We start from the raw sequence: 20221 nt of genomic DNA on the forward strand, positions 1-20221 counted from the left end.
CCGCTCAGCCTCCCGTGGCCTTGGCCGCGCCAGGCTCGTCCGGCAGGATCAGGGCCTTCGGGACCTGGTCCAGTCTGGCCCGCGAAACAAGGTAGTAGAGCAGGGCCGGCACCAGCAGGCCCACGATCCACGAGATGTCGACGCCGCCCAGCGCCGCTACCCACGCGCCGGTGTAGAAGCTGGTGGCAATCAGCGGCATCTGCACCAGCACGCCCAGCGCGTAGACCACGATGCCCGCCATGTTCCAGCGGCCGTAGCGCCCGTCCGGATCGGAGAGCGCCGGCACATCATAGCGCTCCCGGGTAACGAAGTAATAGTCCACCAGGTTGATCGCGCTCCACGGCGTGAAGAAGGCGAGGAGGAACAGCAGGAAGGCGGAGAACTCCTTCAGGAACGCGCGCTCGCCGGCCAGCGCCAGCGCTGTCGACAACCCGACCATCAGCAGGATAAAGCCAAGCCGCGCGCGGCTGGAGATGGTGCGCTGCCCGCCAAAGCCCGTGATGATGGCGGCCACCGACATCACGCTGCCATAGGCATTCAGCGTGGTGATGGTGAGCTTGCCCAGCGCAATGGTCAGGTACAGCAGCGCCGCCACGGCCCCGCTGGCGCCAAGGCCGACGATGAACGATACCTCGTGTCCGGCGAAACGGTCGCCTGCCAGGGCCGCGGCAAACACGCCGAACACCATGGAGACTTGCGCACCCAGCACCGAACCCGCGCCCACCGCAAGGAACGTCTTGAGCGCAGAGGTAGAGCGTGGCAAATAGCGGGAATAGTCGGCCACGTACGGGCCATAGGCAATCTGCCACGAAGCCGACAAGGACACTGCAAGCAGGAACGAGCCCACCGTGAAGTGGCGGTTCTGCAGCAGCGCACCGATGTCGTGCCCATGCAGCAGGCTGGCGAACAGGTAGAGAAAGGCCAGCACGCCGACGATGCTGGAGATGCGGCCCATCGTATGAATGGTCCGGTAGCCGAGCGCGGCCAGCATCACCACCAGTGCGGCGAACACGAGAATGGCGCTCGTACTGCCGATGCCAAGGAAGTGGCCGAGCGCCTGGCCGGCCAGCACCATGCCGCCGGCGGAGAAGCCCACGTACATGATGCAGACCAGCACCAGCGGGATAATGGCGCCGTAGACGCCAAACTGGACGCGGCTGGAGATCATCTGCGGCAGCCCCAGTTGCGGGCCCTGGGCCCCATGCAGCGCCATCACGGCGCCACCGATCACCTGGCCAACCAGCAAACCCGCCAGCGACCAGAAGACATCGCCGCCGAGCACCACCGCCAGCGCCCCCGTTACCACGGCGGTCACCTGCAGGTTGGCGCCGAGCCACAGGGTGAACTGGCTGAACAGACTGCCGTGCCGCTCCGACTCGGGGATGTAATCGATCGAGCGGCGTTCGATCAGCTTGCGCGGGGCCGCGCCGGATCCTGGGGCTTCCATCTCTGTCTCCTGAATATGTTGTGCGCTGCCATGCGGCGGCCCGAGGGACGCCGATGGGCAGTCGGTTGCCGAGAGGGGTGGGCGATCGCCTAGCGGAGCAAGGACCGCGCAATCACCGTGCGCTGGATCTCGGAGGAGCCTTCGTAGATCCGCAGGATGCGCGCATCGCGCACCAGGCGCTCCAGCGGCATCTCGCGCGTAAAGCCGTAGCCACCGTGGATCTGCAAGGCCGTATCCGTCACGAAGGCCACGGTTTCGGATGCGTAGAGCTTGGCCATCGAGGCGTGGTCGGTGAAGGGCTCGCCGGCCCCGCGCATGACCGCGGCCTGCAAGGTAAGCAGCCAGGCGGCTTCGAGCCGTGTCTTCATGTCGGCAAACATCCACTGCAGGCCCTGCTTGCGCGACAGCGGTTCGCCGCCAACCTCGCGCTGCCTGGCCCAGTCGACCGCCGCTTCGAGCGCGGCCTCCGCAATGCCGAGGCTGGTGGCGGCCACGTCCAGGCGGCTGTTGTCCAGCACCTTCATGGCCGTGCGAAAGCCGCTGCCCTCTGCGCCAAGCCGGTTCGCGGCCGGGACGAAGCAGTCGAGCGCCACTTCGTGCGCGGGTGCGCCGCGGATGCCCATCAGCTTTTCAGCCGGGGCAACCTCCACCCCCGGCGTCTTCCGGTCGACCACGAAGGCGCTGATACCGCGCGTCCCCGCCTCGGGATCGGTCTTCGCGTAGACCACGATGAAATCCGCTGCGTTGGCATTGGAGATGAAATGCTTCACACCGCGCAGGCGGTAGCCATCGCCCTCCGGAGTGGCGCGCGTCGCCATGTCCGCGGGATTCGACCCGGCCCGTGGCTCGGTCAGCGCAAAAGCGCCAAGCTTCGCGCCGGCCGCGGCGTCGGGCAGGTAGCGCTCACGCAGGCTGTCGTCGCCGCCGATCAGGATCGAATCGGTGGCGAGGTAATGCGCCCCGATCATCGAGGAGGTGGAGGCGCAGGCCCTGGCAATCTCGACCAGCGACAGGATCAGCGCAACGGGAGAAGCGTCGATGCCGCCCCAACGCTCCGGCAGGTTCATGCCCATGATGCCGAGTTCGGCAAGCAGCGGAACATAACGCGTGGTCGAGGCTTCGTCGCGGTCGATCTCGGCCGCCTTCGGCGCGAGTTCGCTGCGGGCGAACCGCCCGATGGCATCGCCGATCTCGAGGTCGGCCGGCTGCACGCCCAATCGTTTATGCATGTTGATTCTCCATGTTGGTGTCTTCCGGTGTTGTGCCAGCGCCCGGGCGATGGTGCACGGCAGGCTTGAGCGCTTCAGGTCCCAGCGCCCCGCTCGCGCGCAGGGCCGGCACGGCGTCGCCGGCGATGCCGAGGGTTGCCAGGATGGCGTCCGTGTGCTCACCCAGCGCGGGAGCGGTGGTCACCCGATTGGCGCGGTAGCCGGAGAACTTCACGGGCTGCGAGGGCAGGCGGACCTTGCCGCCGCGCGCATCCGGCACCTCGGTCAGCAAGCCGCGGTAAGCGGCATGGTCGCTCTCCATCGCCTGTTTCACATTGCGGATGGGGGCGACTGGAATGCCCGCGGCGCTAAGCAAGCGGTTCACTTCCTCGACCGTGCGCGTGGCGGACCATGCCTCGATGCATGCCCGCAGATCGGCCTCGGCGCTGCAGCGCGAGTGATCGTCGGCGAAGCGCGGATCGGCGGCCAGCTCCGGCTGGCCGATGGTGCCGGCAAGCGTCTGGAACAGCTTGTTGTTCAGCACCGCCACCACGTAGAAGCCATCCGCGGCACGATACGCGCCGAACGGCGCGGACGACGGGTGGCGGTTGCCGACGCGGCGCGGGGCCAGCCCGGTCGCGGCGTAGCGGGCGACCAGGGTGGCGCTCAGGCTCAGGGTGGCATCGAACATCGACACATCCACATGCGTGCCCCTGCCGGTCTTCTCCCGCGAGAGCAGGGCCGCCAGCACGCCCCACGAAGCAAAGAGGCCGCTCACCACATCCGACACGGCTTCACCCAGCAGCGTGGGCGTGCCGTCCGGCGCGCCGGTGGCGTCCATCAGGCCGCACATCGCCTGCAGGATGATGTCGTAGGCCGGCCGATGCGACTCCGGCCCGGTCTGGCCGAAACCCGACACGCTGGCATAGACGAGCGAAGGATTCAGCTCGCGCAGCGCCGCGTAGCCGATGCCCAGCTTCTGCGCGACGCCCGGGCGGAAGTTCTCCACCACCACGTCGGCCCGCTCGCACAGCGAACGCGCCAGCGCCAGGCCGGCTTCCGCCTTCAGGTCGATGACGATGCTCTGCTTGTTGCGGTTCATGGCGGAGAACAGACCGCTCCGGCCATCCACGAAGGGGCCGACCGCGCGGTAGTCGTCACCGCCCGGCGGCTCGATCTTGATCACCTCGGCGCCGAGGTCGCCGAGCAGGGCCGTGCAGTAAGGCCCGGCAAGCACGCGCGAAAAATCGATCACGCGGATGCCGGCAAGCGGCAGGTCAGGATGGTTCACTTCACACTCCTCCAGGTAGCCAGGGCAGCCTCGCCAGCGTGGTATCGCCGCCGCGAGGGCGATGCAGCGCGGCGTGCTTGCCGATGCCATGATTCTGGTCAGCCATGGCTATCAAGTAAAATATTGATATCTACTATCACCTATACGATTTCTTGATGAGAATCTCCTTGCGCCTGTTGCGCTATTTCGCGGCGGCGGCGCAGGCCGGGAGCACCACGTCAGCGGCCCGGACGCTGAACGTCTCGCAGCCCTCGATCTCCGTTGCCATTCGCGAACTCGAAGCGCTGTTCGGAGAAGAACTGTTCGCGCGGGACGCCGGATCGCGGATGACGCTGACCCGCTTCGGCGTGCGCAAGCTGGCCGAGGCGCGGCAAATCCTCGCCGCGGCGACTGCGTTCGAGGCCGACGAGAGCGGCGACGCCGCCTCTGGCGAGGTCCATATCGGCGTATTCCGCACGCTTGCCCCGGTGTACCTGCCCGTGCTGCTGCGGATCGCGCGCGCCCGTTTTCCCGATCTGGCGGTGCGCTTCGTCGAAGGCGATCTGGCGCAGATCGAAGACTGGCTGCACGGCGGCCATATCGAATTCGCACTGACCTACGACGTGGGCTTGCCCAGCGGGATCGAGCGCGAATGCATCGCCGAACTGCATCCGTACGGACTGGTCCCTGCCGGCTCGAAGCTGGCCAGGGGAAGGGGCGGGATCTCCCTGCGGGAGCTGGCCAGCGAACCGCTGATCCTGATCGACCTGCCGCACAGCCGCGATTTCCTGATGGCGCCGTTCTGGCAGTATGGCTTGCAACCGGAGATCCGCTATCGCGCCACCTCGCTGGAACTCGCGAGGAGCATGGTGGCGAACGGGCTGGGCGTATCGCTGCTGATCACCCAGGCGCCGTCGGCGGCCCTGACAAGCGGCGTGGTCGAAAGGCCGATCCGTGAAGAAACCATCCGGCAGCCGCTGGTGATCGCCCGTGCGGCTCGCCTGTCGCGTACGCCTGCGGCGGAACTGCTGGCCGAATGCGTGCGCGAGGCGGTGCATGAGGCGATGGCCGCGCGGGTGGGGAAGGGCAGGCGCGGACGGATGCCGGCCTGATCCGGACGATGCGACCGTGGAAGACGGCGGCTGATCTGCAAGCTGATGAGCCTGCTGCTTGCGCCGGTTATCCGCGGGTAGGCAGCGGAGCCGGGAAGCCCACGTTCTTCCAGTGATGCGCCGATCTGCCAAGGCACGAAGCCGTTCTGCCCATCGCCATGGATCTCGCCCCTGTTGCGCTCGCCGAAAGCCACCCTGAGCATCGGTGCAAGGATGCGTTCCCCGGTCTCGTCGACTCTTATGGTGGCGAAATCAAGGTCGGCGCCTACAGCGGGGTCGACAGCAGTCCATATACGATGCAGGCGCCGGTGCGTGCTTCATCAGCTGCCGGACCAGACCGGTCCGTGCGGAAACCGGTAGCGCTCGAGCGTGTCGGCATGCATCTCGATGCTGTAGCCCGGGCGTTGCGGCGGCATATAGCGGCCGTTGCGGATCACCACCGGCTCGATGAAGTGCTCGTGCAGATGGTCGACGTATTCGAGCACCCGGTTCTGCAGCGAACCCGATACCGCGATGTAGTCGAACAGCGCGATGTTTTGCACGTATTCGCACAAGCCGACGCCGCCGCCATGGGGGCAGACCGGGATGCCGAACTTTGCCGCCAGCAAGACGACGATCAGGACTTCGTTGAGGCCGCCGAGGCGCGCCGCGTCCAGCTGGCAGAAATCCAATGCCTGCGCCTGGAACAACTGCTTGAACATCACGCGATTGTGGCAGTGCTCACCGGTAGCCACGCCAATCGGTGCGATGCGCCGGCGGATCTCGGCGTGCCCGAGAATATCGTCCGGGCTGGTCGGCTCTTCGATCCACCAGGGATCGAACGCTGCGAGGCGACGCATGGCATCGACCGACTGATCCACGCTCCAGACCTGGTTGGCGTCCATCATCAGCGTTCGATCCCAGCCGATCTCCTCGCGCAGGATCGTGGCGCGGCGCATATCTTCCTCCAGGCCGGCGCCGACTTTCTGCTTGAAGTGCGTCCATCCCGCCGCGACGGCATCGCGCGCCAGCTGGCGCATCTTGTCTTCCGGGTAGCCCAGCCAGCCCGCGGCAGTGGTGTAGCCCGGGTAGCCTTGCTCGCGCATCTGCGCCTCGCGCCGTGCTTTGCCCGGGGCCTGGCGGCGGAGCAGGGCGACCGCTTCCTCCGGCGTAAGGGCATCCGTCACGTAGCTGAAATCCAGGCAACGGACCAGCGCTTCCGGCGTCATGTCCGCCAGCAGCTTCCATACCGGCTTGCCGGCCGACTTTGCCCACAGATCCCAGATGGCGTTGACGATAGCCGCGCTCGCAAGGTGGATCACGCCTTTCTCCGGGCCGAGCCAGCGCAACTGGCTGTCGCCGGTGGTAAAGCGGCGCCAGAAGGCGCCCATGTCCGAGGTGATTTCGTCGAGGCTCAGCCCCACCACCAGCGGGGCCAGCGATTGTACGGCGAGAACGCAGATCTCGTTGCCGCGGCCGATGGTGAAGGTCAGGCCGTGGCCTTCCATCCCCGGGGCATCGGTATGCAGCACCACGTAGGTCGCCGAATAGTCCGGAGCGGCATTCATGGCATCGGAGCCGTCAAGGGTTCTGGACGTCGGAAAGCGAATGTCGTGGACGCTGAGGTGGGTAATTCGAATGCGCATGGGACGCTCGGCTGGTTGGTTGTGGGGGTTGGTTGTGGGAGCCCTGCGGGACATCCGGAACGTCAGGGGGGTTCTGGGACGCATCGACTGTACAGCCCCTATCGATACCTGCATAATCGTGTTTCCATATATATCGATACCAAAATTCGTATCTTTTCCATGTGAAGCCCGAGCCGATCGAAACCGCCGCGAACGCGTTTGCACCGCTGAAGATATCGAGCCGGCAGATCGCCTTGATCAACGCGCTGGCGGAGCACCGCAACCTGCGCCGGGCGGCCGCGGCGATGCACACCACCCAGCCCGCGGCCAGCCTGTTGCTCCAGCAACTCGAGGAGAGACTCGGCGTCCAGCTGTTCGAGCGCCTGCCCCGGGGCATGGAGCCGACGCTCTACGGCGAGGTCCTGATCCGTTTTGCCCAAGGGGTGATGCACGAATTCGGCCATGCGGAGGCCGAAATCGCGGAACTGGCCAGTGGCGCCTCCGGACTGGTGCGTATCGGCACCGTCATGGGACCGGTGCCGGCGGTCCTGACGCGCGGGCTGCTGGCATTCAAGGCGGCCAACCCGAAGGTCCGGATTTCCATCGAGGTCGGTACCAGCGACACCCTGCTGCCATCCCTGATCCGGGGAGACTTCGACGTGGTGCTGGGCCGCCTGCCCGATCGGCTCAGCCATCCGGACCTGGACATTGAACTGTTCGAAAAGGGCGAGCAGATGCGAGTGATCGCCCGGCCGGACCACCCGTTGGCCAGGATCGATCCGCTGACCCTGCGCGACCTGGTGCCGATGACCTGGATTCTTCACCCGGTAGGCAGTCCGATGCGGTTGAGGGTCGAGCATGCCTTGACGCAAGCGGGCATGATCGAGCCCCTGGATATCGTCGAGACCGCCTCCATTCTTGCCACCACCGCCATGATGGAAAGCTCCGACATGATCTCCGTGGTGCCGAACGAGGTTGCGCAGCACTACGCCCGCTATGCGATGGTGTCCGTGCTTCCCGTGGCGTTGCCCGTGCCGATGGTCAATCTGGGGCTGCTGACCCGGCGCTCGCGGCCCATGTCGGCAGCGGTGCGCGGTGTGCTCGGCTATCTGAAGGAGCACGGCAGGGACAGCGAGGCTGGAAGCTCCGATCCACGGTAGACGATCCGGCGGATCCTACGAACAAGGCGGTCTCCCCTCTCCCACCTGCGGGAGAGGGGAGACCGCCTGCGCAGATCCGGCATTGCCGGCAGCCGGTCAACGAACCGCCTCAGCCGGCCGACTCCGCCACTGCCCTGGCCGGTGCCACCGCATAGTGATCGAACTGCATCGCAAAGCCTGCCCGCCCCGAGCTCAGCGCGCGCAAGCTGCCGATATAGCCAAACATGCCGGCCAACGGCACATGCGCCTCGACCACGACGGTGTTGCCACTGCCACCCCGCTGCGACTGCCCCCGCACGAGGCCCCGGCGCCGGTGGATATCGCCGATGACGTCACCCACGTGATCGGCGGGCGTCACCACCTCCACGGCCATCACCGGCTCCAGCACCAACGGCGCCGCATCACGCGCGCCTTCGCGGAACGCGGCCGCCGCAGCGGTCTCGAAAGCCAGCGCCGAGGAGTCGCGCTCGTGGTAGCCGCCGTCCAGCAAGGTAGCCTTGAAGTCGACCACCGGATAGCCCGCGAGCACGCCTTGCGCCGCGGCGCGGCGGATGCCGGCTTCCACCGCCGGCACGAACTCGCGCGGCACGGCGCCCCCGCTGATGCGGCTCTCGAACTGCAGCCCTTCACCGCGCGCCAGCGGCTCGAAGTGCAACAGCACTTCCGCGTACTGGCCCGGGCCGCCGCTTTGCTTGCGATGCAGATAGCGAGCATCCGCGGCACGGCTCAGCGTTTCGCGATAGGCCACTTGCGGGCGGCCTACCGTCACCTCGACGTTGAACCGCGTGCGCAGCTTCTCCAGCGTTACCTCCAGCTGCAGTTCGCCCATGCCGGACAGCAGCATCTGCCCGCTCTCCGGGTCTTGCCGCAGCCGCAGGCTCGGGTCTTCCTGCACCAGCACCTGCAAGCCGCGCGACAGGCCGGCCTGGTCCGCGTGCCCTTTCGGCTCGATGGCGACATCGATCACCGGCTCGGGCGCATCGATCTTTTCCAGCACGACGGGATGCGCAGGATCGGTCAGCGTGTCGCCGGTCATGGTGGCCTTGAGGCCGGCAATCGCCACGATGTCGCCTGCCACGGCAACGTCGCGCTCCTGCTTCCTGTCGGCGTGCATCTCGTACAGCCTGGCCACGCGTTCGCGCTTGCCGCTGCCGGCATTGAGCACGGTGTCTCCCGCGGCGAGCCTGCCGCGATACAGGCGGACAAAGGTCAGCGTGCCATGCGCGTCGTGCACCACCTTGAAGGCAAGCGCCACCAGCGGCTCGTCCGGCGCCGCGCTGACTTCATGCCGCTCCACTTCGCCCGGAGCCGGCAGATAAGCGGTCACCGCATCGAGCAGCGGCTCCACGCCCTTGTTCTTGAAGGCCGAGCCCGCGAGCACGGGCACCACGGCGCCAGAGACCGTTGCGCGCCGGATGGCTGCGCGCACAGCGTCTTCGGTTGGCGCGCGGCCAGCAAGATAAGCCTCCAGCAGGGCGTCGTCATGCTCGGCCAGGGTTTCCAGCAGCCGCTCGCGCCATGCCGCGGCCCGTTCGGCCTGCGCCTGGGGCACGGCCTGCGTCGCGTAGCCGGCCCCGCCCGTGCTGTCGTGCCATAGCAAGGCCTGCATGGTGACGAGATCGACCACGCCGGTGAAATCGCCTTCACTGCCGATGGGCAATTGCAGCACCAGCGGCACCACGCCAAGCCGATCCTCGATCATGCCCACCACGCGCAGGAAATCCGCGCCGGTGCGATCCAGCTTGTTGACGAAGGCAAGGCGCGGCACCCGATAGCGGTCGGCCAGGCGCCAGTTGGTCTCGGTCTGCGGCTCCACGCCGGCCACGCCGTCGAACACCACCACGGCGCCGTCGAGCACGCGCAGCGAACGGTTCACCTCGATATTGAAATCGATGTGCCCGGGTGTATCGATCAGGTTGATCTGGTGGCCGCGCCAGAACACGGTGGTGGCGGCGCTGTTGATGGTGATGCCGCGCGCCTGCTCCTGCGGATCGAAATCCATGGCGGCGGCGCCGTCATGCACCTCGCCCAGCCGGTGGCTGGCGCCGGTGTAGAACAGGATGCGTTCCGAGGTGGTGGTCTTGCCCGCGTCGACGTGGGCGATGATGCCGATATTCCTGAGTTTCCTGCGCTCTTTTCTGCTTTCCATGATGGGCTGCCTACAATGCAAACACCCTGGCGGGTGCGTGCCTGCCAGGGTGTCCGTGGTCCCTGGGAGGCGATCTGCGAGGCCTCCCGGACTGCATGTGCAGCCGGGAAGCTATGGGATCGCTTGCGGGGCGGCGCCGGCATGCCGCATGCGGCACGCAACCATCGTGGTGGCTACGCCAGCCGACGCCGTTACCGCACCAAGGGACGAGCGCAAGCTCCCGTTCCCTTGGCCGGTTTGAATCGTGGCGATCAGCTTGTCGTAGGTACGCATGGCGTGTCAGATGGTGGCGAATCGGAAAAACAAAACCCCGGAGGCCTGGGGGCCGTCCGGGGTTGGCGATGATCTTCTTCGTCGTTTCCGGAACCGGCCTTGCAGCCTTCCGGGCGGGACGCTCGGAAGACTAGACGTGAATAGCCAGCAGCACGCGCTCACCGTAAGGTGCCGCGGCATATGCTGCGATGGCGATGCGTTGCGCTGCTTGCTTCATGTCGTCTGCACTCCAGAGAATGGAGCGGAGTCTAGCACTTGTTGGAGAAACGTGCAGCGCACCATACGTGCACCCCGCCCCAAAGTGCGCTAGGCTGAAAAAAACATCCCCACGCAGGAGCTCCCCATGCCAAGTCATCCAGTCCTGGAACGGGTCACCGCCCGCATCGTGGCGCGCAGTGCCGGCACCCGCCGGTCCTACATGGAGCGCACCCGCGCCATGGCGGGGCAGAAGGTGGAGCGCGCCCAGCTCTCGTGTACCAACCTGGCCCACGCCGTTGCCGCCATGCCCGAGCAGGCCAAGATCCGCCTGAAGGCGCAGGAGCGCCCCAACCTCGCCATCGTTTCCTCCTACAACGATATGCTGTCGGCCCACCAGCCATTGGCGGAGTATCCGCAATGGCTCAAGGAGGCCGCGCTGGAAGCGGGCGGCACCGCGCAATTCGCCGGCGGCACGCCCGCCATGTGCGACGGCGTGACGCAAGGCCAGGACGGCATGGATCTCTCGCTGTTCTCGCGCGACGTGATCGCGCTGTCCACGGCGGTGGCGCTGTCGCACCAGATGTTCGACGGCGCGCTCTATCTCGGCGTGTGCGACAAGATCGTGCCCGGACTGGTGATGGGCGCGCTGTCCTTCGGCCACCTGCCGGCCATCTTCGTGCCCGGCGGGCCCATGACCACGGGCATGGGCAACGAGGAGAAGGCCCGTGTGCGCCAGCGCTATGCCGAGGGCAAGCTCAGCCGCGCGGAATTGCTGGAGGCGGAAAGCAAGTCCTATCACGGCCCCGGGACCTGTACCTTCTACGGCACCGCCAACTCCAACCAGATGCTGATGGAGATGATGGGCCTGCACCTGCCCGGCACCGCCTTCGTCAATCCCAACACGCCCCTGCGCGAGGCGCTCACGCGCGAATCCGCGCGCCAGGCGCTGCGCCTGGTGCACGGCGGTGGGCGCTATACGCCGGTGGCCGACGTGCTCGACGAGCGCGCCTTCGTCAACGGCATCGTGGGCCTGCTGGCCACGGGCGGCTCCACCAACCACACCCTGCACCTGGTGGCGATGGCGCGCACGGCCGGCATCGTGCTGGGCTGGGACGATTTCGCTGAACTATCGGAAGTGGTGCCGCTGCTGGCGCGTGTGTACCCCAACGGCAGCGCGGACGTGAACCAGTTCCAGGCGGCCGGCGGCCTGCCGGTGGTGATTCGCGGCCTGCTGCAACTCGGGCTGCTGCACGACGACGTCACCACCGTGGTGGGCAAAGGGCTCGCGGACTACACCCGCGAGCCGGTGCTGCGCGACGGCAAACTCACCTGGATCGACGGACCCGAGGCGCCGCTGGACGACAGCATCGTGCGGCCCGCCAGCCAGCCGTTCGCACCCGAGGGCGGCATCAAGCTGCTCGACGGCAATCTCGGCCGCGCAGTGATCAAGATCTCGGCGGTCAAGCCCGAGCACCATCTCGTGGAAGCCCCTGCGCTTGTGTTCCACACGCAGGACGCACTGATCGACGCCTTCAAGCGCGGCGAGCTGGAGCGGGACTTTATCGCCGTGCTGCCATGGCAGGGGCCGGCCGCCTGCGGCATGCCCGAGCTGCACAAGCTGACCCCTACGCTGACCGTGCTGCAGGACCGCGGCTTCCGCGTGGCGCTGGTGACGGACGGACGCATGTCCGGCGCATCGGGAAAGGTGCCGGCCGCCATCCACGTGTGCCCCGAGGCGTTGAGCGGAGGCGGCATCGCCCGCGTGCGCGACGGCGATCCGATGCGCGTGGACGCGAACGCCGGCGTGCTGACGGTGCTGGTGCCGCAAGCGGAGTGGGCCGCGCGCGACGTGACGCCTCCCGACCTCTCCGCCAACCGGCACGGCGTGGGGCGCGACCTGTTCGCCAATTTCCGGCGCCATGTCGGCACGGCCGAGGCCGGTGCGTGTTCGCTGTTCGCGGAGGAGGGCTAGACACCAGCCGCGCGACTCAGAAACGATGGCTGATGCCCGCGCCAAACCCGGTGCCGCCACCGGCGTGCCGGCTGTGCCGGTACGACATCGCGCCATACAGCGTGGTGCGTTTCGAGAGCGCGTAGTCCAGCCCGCTGGTGACGTAGCCGGTGACGCCCGCCTGGCCATAGCCCTGGAAATCGCGCGCGCCGGAGAGCTTCAGCGTGGCGGCGCCCACGCGCCAGTTCACGCCCAGCGTGGCGGCGCTGCGCCTGGCGCTGGCATCGCCGAGGAAGGCCTGGCTGGCGACGCTGAGATGCGTCTGGCTGTACGAGGCCATCAGCCGCACCTTGCTGAACGCATAGGCCAGCCCGGCGAACCAGGTGTTGTCGTAGGCAGCGTTGCGTTCCGCCGTGAGCATGGCGGACCACGGCCCGGCATCGTAGTTGAGCGAGGCGGCGAGCGGCCGCGCGCGGTCCCGGTTGCCGGCGGCGTCCGGCGTTTCGTTCTTTTCCACGCCGGCGGAGACATGCACATGCACGCCGCCCCACTTCGGCGAATCGTAGAACACGCCATTGTTCAGCCGCGAGTATTCGCCCGCCGGACCGTTGTGGTGCGGATCGGTGCGATAGGACGGGTGGTACACGTACCACGCCACCGAGCTGAGACGATTGAAATTGTCCCAGCTGTCGTACTGCCAGTCGTATTGCCACATGGGCGTGAGCGCGCGGCCAAAACGCAGGTCGCCATATGGCGACTTGATGCCGACCGTGGACTCGCCCTGGAAATACGGCGAGGCGCCGCTGCCTTCGAGGCGGCCATCGCCCATGTCGAAGCGCGTTTGCAGATGCATGGTGGCAGCCCAGCCAGCGCCCAGCGGCTCGCTGCCGCGCAGGCCGATCAGGCTGCGCTGCATGGTGCCGATCTGGACCGGTTGTCCGGGCGCGGGCCGGAAGATGCCGACGTCGGCAAGACCATAGAGCGTCAGGCTGCCCTGCGCATGCGCCGGTGGCGCGGTCGGGGCGAGTACGGCGGCGCATGCGAGTGCTGGCAGGCAGCGGGACGCGCCTTCGCAAGCCTGTCTTGCGGCGCGAGCGCCAAAGGACCGCGATGCGGACTTCCGGGTGGCGCCGGGGACGGCGTTCAGTGCGGTGTTCAGTGCGGCGTTCAGTGCGGTGTTCAGTGCGGTGTTCAGTGCAGGCGTGATGTCAAACGTCAATGCCAATTCCAGAGATGAAGAGCATGCCGATGGCCCGCTGCGCCTGCAGCGGGCCATCGGCATGCGTGAGAGACCCAAAGGGAGGGGCGAAGATGCTGTGGCGCAGATCGCGCGCGCCACACGAAAAAAAAACGGCTCACCGGCAGGGCGCTTGCGCGCCGCGGCGGTGGAAGCCGCCAGGCGGGACGTGTCAGCTCAGCCGGCGCGCAGGACTGGCCGCGCCGGACACCGCGGCCTGCGCGTCGTCGGGCACGCGCAGTTCATGCACCGGCACGGCGATGGCGCAGCCGGCGGCTTCGAGCACCTGCTTGATGCGATGGTAGAACGCGAAGCGCACGCTCCAGTAATCCCCCGCCGCTACCCAGCATCGCACGTTGAGCGTCACGCCTTGCGCGGCGTAGTTGAACACCATGACCTCGGACGCCGGGTCCGCCAGTACGCGTGCCTCGGCCGCGAGCATGGCGCGCAGCGCATCGAACGCGACCTGGATATCGGCGCCGAAAGTGACCGTGACCTCGATATCGAGCCGGCGGGTAGGGTTCTCGCTGTAGTTGGTGATGGCGCTGCCCCAGAGCTTGCCGTTGGGCACGCGCAGGCAAACCCCGTCGAAGGTGGTCAGCTCGGTCATGAACAGGCCGGTTTCGCGCACCGTGCCGGCCACGCCTTGGGCATCGATGTACTGGCCCACGCGAAACGGCCGCAGCAGCACCAGCATGATGCCCGCCGCAATATTCTGCAGCGTGCCTTGCAACGCAAGGCCGATGGCCAGGCCCGCGGCGCCGAGCATGGCGATGATGCTGGCGGTCTGTACGCCGAACTGTGACAGCACCAGCACGATCGTGATCACGCGTACCATCCATTGTGTGACGCTGCCCAGCATCGGGCGCAAGGTGGCGTCCACGCTGGGCCGGTCGAAGGCGCGCAGCACGGCCGCGCGGGTGCGTCCCGACATCCACCAGCCCAGGATCAGGATCAGGATGGCGGCGATGCAGTTCAGGCCCTGCTGCAATACCAGTTGCAGCAGGTAGGCCCAGGCGGCCTCCAGCTTGTGTGGTTCGATGAAATTGAGATTCATGGATTCGGCTCCGGCGATCAATTGGGACAGACTGGTCATGCGCGACTCACTCACGATGCGGCGTCGTCGCGGCGGCGATGCACCAGTTCGCCGGCGTCGGGCAGCGGTGTTTCGCTGCGTGCCAGCTGGCCCGGATCGAGCTGGTGCGAGAAGCCAGCCACCGAGCCCGTGCGGCGCTGGCGGTCTTCCGGCAAGGTGGGCCCGCTCTGAATATAGACGGTGAGCAGTTCGGCAAGATGCACCAGCACGGGCAGCCGGGTGCGCTCGTAGCCATGCGAGGCGTCCGCGCCGAAGCAAAGCAGCGCGGTACGCACATCGTGTCCGGCGCTGACCGCCGCGCCCGCGTCCGAGTGGTAGAAGCGGAACACGTCGCGATGGCTGGGGATGCCGTGCTCGTCGCACAGGCGCAGCAGCCGGCGCGTGAGGTGATAGTCGTGCGGGCCGGCCGAATCCATCAGCGGAATGGTCACGCCGTCTTCGCGCGCGCCCTGCCCGGGCGCCGCCGGACCGATGTCGATGCCGATCACTTCGCTGACGTCGTCTTCGATCACCGCGGTGGCGCCCGAACCAACTTCTTCGGTTAGCGTAAACACGGCGTGGCAGTCCATCGGCACCGCCGCGCCGCTTTCCCGCACGGCCTTCAACGCGGCCAGTACCGCCGCCACGCCGGCCTTGTTGTCGAGATGGCGCGAGACGATAAAGCCGTTGTCGAGGATCTCGGGGTTGGCGTCGAAGGCAACGAAATCGCCCACCTGTATACCGAGGTCGCGCAGCGCCTGCGGCGTGGCGGCATCTTCGTCGAGCCGCAGCTCGAGCTGGTCCCAGTTAACGGGCTGGCTATCGACCGCCTCGTTGTATACGTGACCCGAAGCCAGCAAGGGCAGCACCGAACCGCGATGGCGGCCGCTCTCGGTAAACAGGGTGACGCGCCCGCCCTCGGCCCAGCGGCTGGACCATGTGCCGATAGGCGCGAGCGCGAGACGGCCGTTGGGCTTCAGCTCGCGCACCATGGCGCCGAGCGTGTCGAGATGCGCCACGATGGCGCAGTCGGGGCCAAGCCCGGCTTGCGCGCGATTGCCGCGCAGCGTGGCGCGGATGGTGCCGCGCCGGGTGAGCTGGTACGGGATATCCAGGCTGTCGAGCACGCGCGCGGTGTAGTGCACGATCTCGTCGGTGAGCCCGGCGGGGCTGGGAATGGCAAGCAGTTCCAGCAGCGTGGTCTTGAGGTAATGCGGGTCGATCTTCAGTGTCTGCATGCGGGCGGGTTCATGATTCGATGCGGGAAGAGGTTGGTACGGGGGCCGGCCCGGGTCAGGCCGTGAACGGGAACAGCAGGTCGACAAAGCGTTCCGCCGTCGGCTGCGGTTCGTGATTGGCCAGGCCGGGACGCTCGTTGGCTTCGATGACCACATACTCGGGCCGGTCGTGCGCGGGCACCAGGAAGTCGAGCCCCACCACCGGGATGCGCAGGGCGCGCGCGGCGGTGACGGCGGCCTCGCGCAGCACCGGGTGCAATTGCGCGGTGACGTCGTGCAGCGTCCCGCCGGTGTGCAGGTTGGCGGTCTTGCGCACCGGCACGCGCTGGCCGGCCTTGGGTACGGAGGTCATCCCGAGGCCTTGCGCGGCGATGCAGCGCCCGGTCTCCGCGTCGATCGGAATGCGGCTCTCGCCGCCGGTGGCGGCGGCGCGGCGCGCGCTGTGGCGCTCGATCAGCGTCTTCAGGTCGGTGGCGCCGTCGCCCACCACTTCGGCCGGTTTGCGGATGGCGGCGGCCACCACCTCGTAGCCGATCACCACGATACGCAGGTCCTGGCCCGGGCAGAAGGATTCCAGCAGCACGTTGCCGCCTTCGCGCTGCGCGGCCTCGATGGCGCCGGCGAGGTGAGCGGTATCGCGCACGTCCACGCTGATGCCGCGCCCCTGTTCGCCGCAGGCAGGCTTCACCACCACCGAGCCGCACGCGGCAAGGAAGGCGGCGTTGTCTTCAGCGCTGCCCGCCGGCCGCTGCCGCGGCACCGCGAGGCCCACCGCTGCCAGCCGTGCGCGCGTGAGCGCCTTGTCCTGGCACCACGTCATGGCCACCGCGCCGGTCAGCTCGGAGAGCGATTCGCGGCACAGCACCTCGCGCCCGCCGTAGCGCAGGCTGAAAATGCCACCAGCGGCGTCGACGATCTCCACCCCGATGCCGCGCCGGCGGGCTTCCTTGACGATCAGCGCGGCGTACGGATTGAGCTGGTCGCACCCGCTGCTGCCGGCGAACAGCGGCTCGTTGATGGCGTTCTTGTGCTTGATGATGAAGCCATCGAACTGGGTGAAGCCGAGCTTGTGATACAGGCCGATGGCGTGCTCGTTGTCGTGCAGCACGGAAAGGTCGAGCGACTGGCGGCCGCGCTGCGCGAACAGCGCCAGCAGGTGCGTGACCAGCGAGCGCCCCACGCCGGCAAGATGCGTCTGCGGATCCACCACCAGGCACCACAGGCTGCTGCCGCCCTGCTCGTCGCCAAAGGCGAGCACATGGTCCACGCCCATGGCCGAGCCGACGATCTCGCCGCTCTGCTCGTCCTCGGCGATCAGGTAGGCCACGGCGTCCTGCCCGCGCTGCTGCCAGACCGCGGTGGCATCGAGCGGCACCATCTTGCGCATGGCGTAGAGGCGGTTGATGGCGGCGATATCGGCACGCGTGGCCAGGCGCCGGATGGTGATGCCCGGCGCGGCGGCGCTGTCGGCCAGCGGCGCGTCGAGGCGGCGGCGGAACAGCAGCGAGGGATCCAGGAACAGCGTTTGCGGCGCCTGCGCCAGGACCAGCTGGGGCGCATCCACATAAAGCGCGATGTCGCGCCGGCCGGCCGCTTCCTGCTGCAGCTCGGCCGCCAGCAGTGCCGGCGAAGCGAAGGCCGGGGCGAACATCAGCCGGCCCCAGCCGCAATCGATCATGGCATTGGGGCGGGCCGATACCGGCGCGGGTGCGTGCGGCACGCCGGTGCCGAGCGACGCGGCATCGCCGGCCGGATCGTGCATTGCGCTGCCGGCGTGCGGTGGGAGAGCGCTCCGGCCGCGGCTCCGGCTGCGTTTGGCAAGACTGGCGGCATGGGTGGGTGGCATCCTGCTTTTCCTCCTGTTGGTGTCCCGCTTGCCCGCAGGCGGGCGGGTACTCTGTCGCTTTATCGCTTTATCGCTTCGCCGCTGAATCGCGGGCCCGCTCGCGGCCGCGATCAAAGCCCTCGGGTCTGCAACCACGCTTCGAGCAGTGCGATCTGCCAGACCTTGGAACCCTTGAGCGGGGTGATATGGCGGTCGGGCGCGTCGAGCATGGCCTCTACCACGCCGGCGCGATAGAGGCCGCGGCTGCGCGCGCGTTCGCTGCCGATGCAGCCGCGCACGTATTCGAGAAACGGACCGCGCAGGTATTTCAGCGCCGGCACCGGAAAGTAGCCCTTGGGGCGATCGATCACCGCGGCCGGGATCACCTGGCGCGCGGCTTCCTTCAGCACATGCTTGCCGCCGGCGGCGATCTTGTGATGCGGCGGCATGCGCGCCGCCAGCGCCACCAGTTCGTGATCGAGGAAAGGCACGCGCGCCTCCAGCCCGTGCGCCATGGTCATGTTGTCGACACGCTTGACCGGGTCCTCCACCAGCATCACGGTGGTGTCCAGGCGCAGCGCGCGGTCGATGGCGCTGGCGGCGCCGCCCTGCGCGAAGTGTCCGGCAAGAAAGCGCCCGCTGGGATCGTCGGCCAGCCACTCCGGCGCCAGCAGTTCGCCCATCTCGCCGTGGGTGCGGTCGAAGAAGCCGCGCCGGTAGGCCGCCACGCCGCCATCCGCGTCGGTGTTCCCGGCCAGCGGCGGGTACCAGTGGTAGCCCCCGAAGACCTCGTCCGCGCCTTGCCCGCTCTGCACCACGCGGCTGTGGCGCGCCACTGCGGCCGACAACAGGTGGAAGGCCACGCAGTCGTGGCTGACCATCGGTTCGCTCATGGCGCCGATGGCGTCTGGCAGGGCAGCCAGCAGATCGGCTGCGGGAACCCGCATCCTCTCGTGGCGGGTGCCGAAGTGGCTGGCCACCAGGTCCGAATACTGGAACTCGTCGCCCGCCTCGCCGCCCACCGTTTCGAAGCCGATGGCATAGGTGCGCAGGCCGGGCGTACCCGTTTCTGCGAGCAGTCCGGTGATCAGGCTGGAGTCCACGCCGCCCGACAACAGCACACCCACCGGCACGTCGGCGACCGTGCGGCGGCGCACGGCATCGCGCAGCGTGGACAGCGTGAGTTCGCGCCAGTCTTCGAACGGGCGCGCCAGATCGGCGGCGTCCCGGCTGAAATCCAGCCGCCACCAGGTGCGGCTCTCGGTGCGGCCGTCCGGCTGCACCACCATATGGGTGGCCGGCGGCAACTTGCGCACGCCTTGCAGGATGGTGTGCGGCGCCGGCACGACGGCGTGCAGGCTCAGGTAGTGATGCAGCGCCACGGGGTCGAGCGTGGGGTCGATATCGCCGCCGGCCAGCAGGGCGGGCAGGGTGGAGGCGAAGCGCAGGCGCTGCGGCGTGTGCGCGTAGTAAAGCGGCTTGATGCCGAGGCGGTCGCGTACCAGGTGGGTCACGCCGGAATCGCGCTCCCACAACGCGAAGGCGAACATGCCGGCGAAGCGGTCGAGCGCGGCCGGCCCCCAGGCGTGCCAGGCCTTGACGATGACTTCGGTATCGCCGCTCGAAGCGAAGCGATAGCCCTTGGCGGCCAGTTCCTCGCGCAGCTCACGATGGTTGTAGATCGCCCCGTTGAAGACAATGCCCAGGCCCAGCGCGTTGTCGATCAAGGGCTGGTGCGCGCGCTGCGACAGATCCATGATGCGCAGCCGGCGATGGCCGAACGCACGGTTGCCCAGGCCGAACAGGCCCTCTCCGTCGGGGCCGCGCCGCGCCTGCGCGCGGGTCATGCCGGCGACGGCGTGCAGGTCGGCCATGGCCTGGTCAAAACGCAATTCTCCAGCGATACCACACATATTCAGCCGCTCTCCTGTCCACTGCCGGTGGCGGGAATGCCAAACCCCGGCCCCCCGCGCCATGGCTTTTTTCGCATGGCGCGGGGGCCGGGGCTGCCCGCTGCGGCCTGACTGAATGTCAGACGATCACCTGCAGTTGATTGAAATTGGGGATACTTTCAGGACAGATGACGGGAGGATTGGGTTCCCCGGATTATTCGGGGCGCGCCAGGGGAATCGGCGCCAGCCCTTGTGCGGCAAGGGCTGGCGCCGATTCAGAAATTTTCGCCGGAGTGCCTTTTAACGTACTCTGAGTGGACGCGGATCCAATACATAAAATGGCGCATGGAGCACATATAACATCTGCTGCGCGGCGGGACCCAGGCCATGCGCACTGCCAGAATGAGCATGAAGGCGATGAAGGCAAGGGAAATGGAAGCCGGCGCCGGGGAACCCGGCGGGAAGCGCCGCGCAACCCTTGCCGGCCCGGGGGCCGGCACCGGACAAGCAGCGTCGGGGCACGCAGAATTGGGTACGCTTTTGCGGTTGGGCGGACAGGCTGGCGCTGCGTTTGCATCGGCG

Annotated in this window: 13 protein-coding genes; 3 read left to right on the top strand and 10 right to left on the bottom strand. The window is 67.7% G+C overall.

All coding sequences use genetic code 11. From position 1 onward, the window contains the following. Positions 1 to 4: 4 nt before the first annotated feature. The 3 genes from AC3FOF_RS17320 to AC3FOF_RS17330 all read right to left on the bottom strand — a co-directional run bounded on the left by AC3FOF_RS17320 (position 5) and on the right by AC3FOF_RS17330 (position 3946). Complete coding sequence (locus AC3FOF_RS17320) at positions 5 to 1447, bottom strand: purine-cytosine permease family protein (protein WP_276265423.1); 1443 nt, start codon at positions 1445 to 1447, stop codon at positions 5 to 7. A gap of 89 nt (positions 1448 to 1536) precedes the next feature. Next, complete coding sequence (locus AC3FOF_RS17325) at positions 1537 to 2676, bottom strand: acyl-CoA dehydrogenase family protein (protein WP_488727258.1); 1140 nt, start codon at positions 2674 to 2676, stop codon at positions 1537 to 1539. Further along, complete coding sequence (locus AC3FOF_RS17330; protein WP_017230399.1) at positions 2669 to 3946, bottom strand: CoA transferase; 1278 nt, start codon at positions 3944 to 3946, stop codon at positions 2669 to 2671. Before AC3FOF_RS17330 ends, AC3FOF_RS17325 begins: the two co-directional genes overlap by 8 nt. Positions 3947 to 4101: 155 nt before the next feature. Between AC3FOF_RS17330 and AC3FOF_RS17335 the strand changes: the two genes are divergently transcribed. After that, the gene (locus AC3FOF_RS17335) at positions 4102 to 5037 is read left to right on the top strand and encodes a LysR family transcriptional regulator (protein ID WP_276265420.1); all 936 of its coding nucleotides are present in this window, start codon (positions 4102 to 4104) and stop codon (positions 5035 to 5037) included. 320 nt (positions 5038 to 5357) lie between these two features. Here AC3FOF_RS17335 and AC3FOF_RS17340 read toward each other — a convergent pair whose 3' ends face one another. Continuing rightward, positions 5358 to 6662: an L-fuconate dehydratase gene (locus tag AC3FOF_RS17340; RefSeq protein ID WP_488727259.1), complete on the bottom strand. Its 1305-nt coding sequence runs from the start codon at positions 6660 to 6662 to the stop codon at positions 5358 to 5360. 161 nt (positions 6663 to 6823) lie between these two features. On the opposite strand from AC3FOF_RS17340, the gene AC3FOF_RS17345 reads away from it, so the two are divergent. Continuing rightward, positions 6824 to 7801, top strand: a complete 978-nt coding sequence (locus AC3FOF_RS17345; RefSeq protein ID WP_017230396.1) for a LysR family transcriptional regulator — start codon at positions 6824 to 6826, stop codon at positions 7799 to 7801. 109 nt (positions 7802 to 7910) lie between these two features. Here AC3FOF_RS17345 and fusA read toward each other — a convergent pair whose 3' ends face one another. Further along, positions 7911 to 9950 (bottom strand): elongation factor G, encoded by a 2040-nt coding sequence (gene fusA, locus AC3FOF_RS17350; protein ID WP_488727260.1) that lies wholly within the window; start codon positions 9948 to 9950, stop codon positions 7911 to 7913. 616 nt (positions 9951 to 10566) lie between these two features. Between fusA and edd the strand changes: the two genes are divergently transcribed. Next, complete coding sequence (gene edd, locus AC3FOF_RS17355; protein WP_017230394.1) at positions 10567 to 12393, top strand: phosphogluconate dehydratase; 1827 nt, start codon at positions 10567 to 10569, stop codon at positions 12391 to 12393. 16 nt (positions 12394 to 12409) lie between these two features. Here the strand turns inward: edd and AC3FOF_RS17360 are convergent, their stop codons facing one another. The 5 genes from AC3FOF_RS17360 to AC3FOF_RS17380 all read right to left on the bottom strand — a co-directional run bounded on the left by AC3FOF_RS17360 (position 12410) and on the right by AC3FOF_RS17380 (position 19660). Further along, positions 12410 to 13591, bottom strand: a complete 1182-nt coding sequence (locus AC3FOF_RS17360) for a porin (RefSeq protein WP_488727261.1) — start codon at positions 13589 to 13591, stop codon at positions 12410 to 12412. A 190-nt stretch (positions 13592 to 13781) separates the two neighbouring features. Continuing rightward, positions 13782 to 14666: a mechanosensitive ion channel family protein gene (locus tag AC3FOF_RS17365; protein WP_035817036.1), complete on the bottom strand. Its 885-nt coding sequence runs from the start codon at positions 14664 to 14666 to the stop codon at positions 13782 to 13784. Between the two features lie 50 nt (positions 14667 to 14716). After that, complete coding sequence (locus AC3FOF_RS17370) at positions 14717 to 15922, bottom strand: osmoprotectant NAGGN system M42 family peptidase (RefSeq protein ID WP_017230391.1); 1206 nt, start codon at positions 15920 to 15922, stop codon at positions 14717 to 14719. Positions 15923 to 15977: 55 nt separating this feature from the next. Beyond that, positions 15978 to 17768, bottom strand: coding sequence for an N-acetylglutaminylglutamine synthetase (ngg, locus tag AC3FOF_RS17375; protein ID WP_488727262.1), 1791 nt, complete (start codon positions 17766 to 17768; stop codon positions 15978 to 15980). Positions 17769 to 17878: 110 nt separating this feature from the next. Next, positions 17879 to 19660, bottom strand: a complete 1782-nt coding sequence (locus tag AC3FOF_RS17380; protein WP_488727263.1) for an N-acetylglutaminylglutamine amidotransferase — start codon at positions 19658 to 19660, stop codon at positions 17879 to 17881. Positions 19661 to 20221: the final 561 nt, after the last annotated feature.

Source organism: Cupriavidus sp. 96C5-1 (assembly GCF_057798855.1).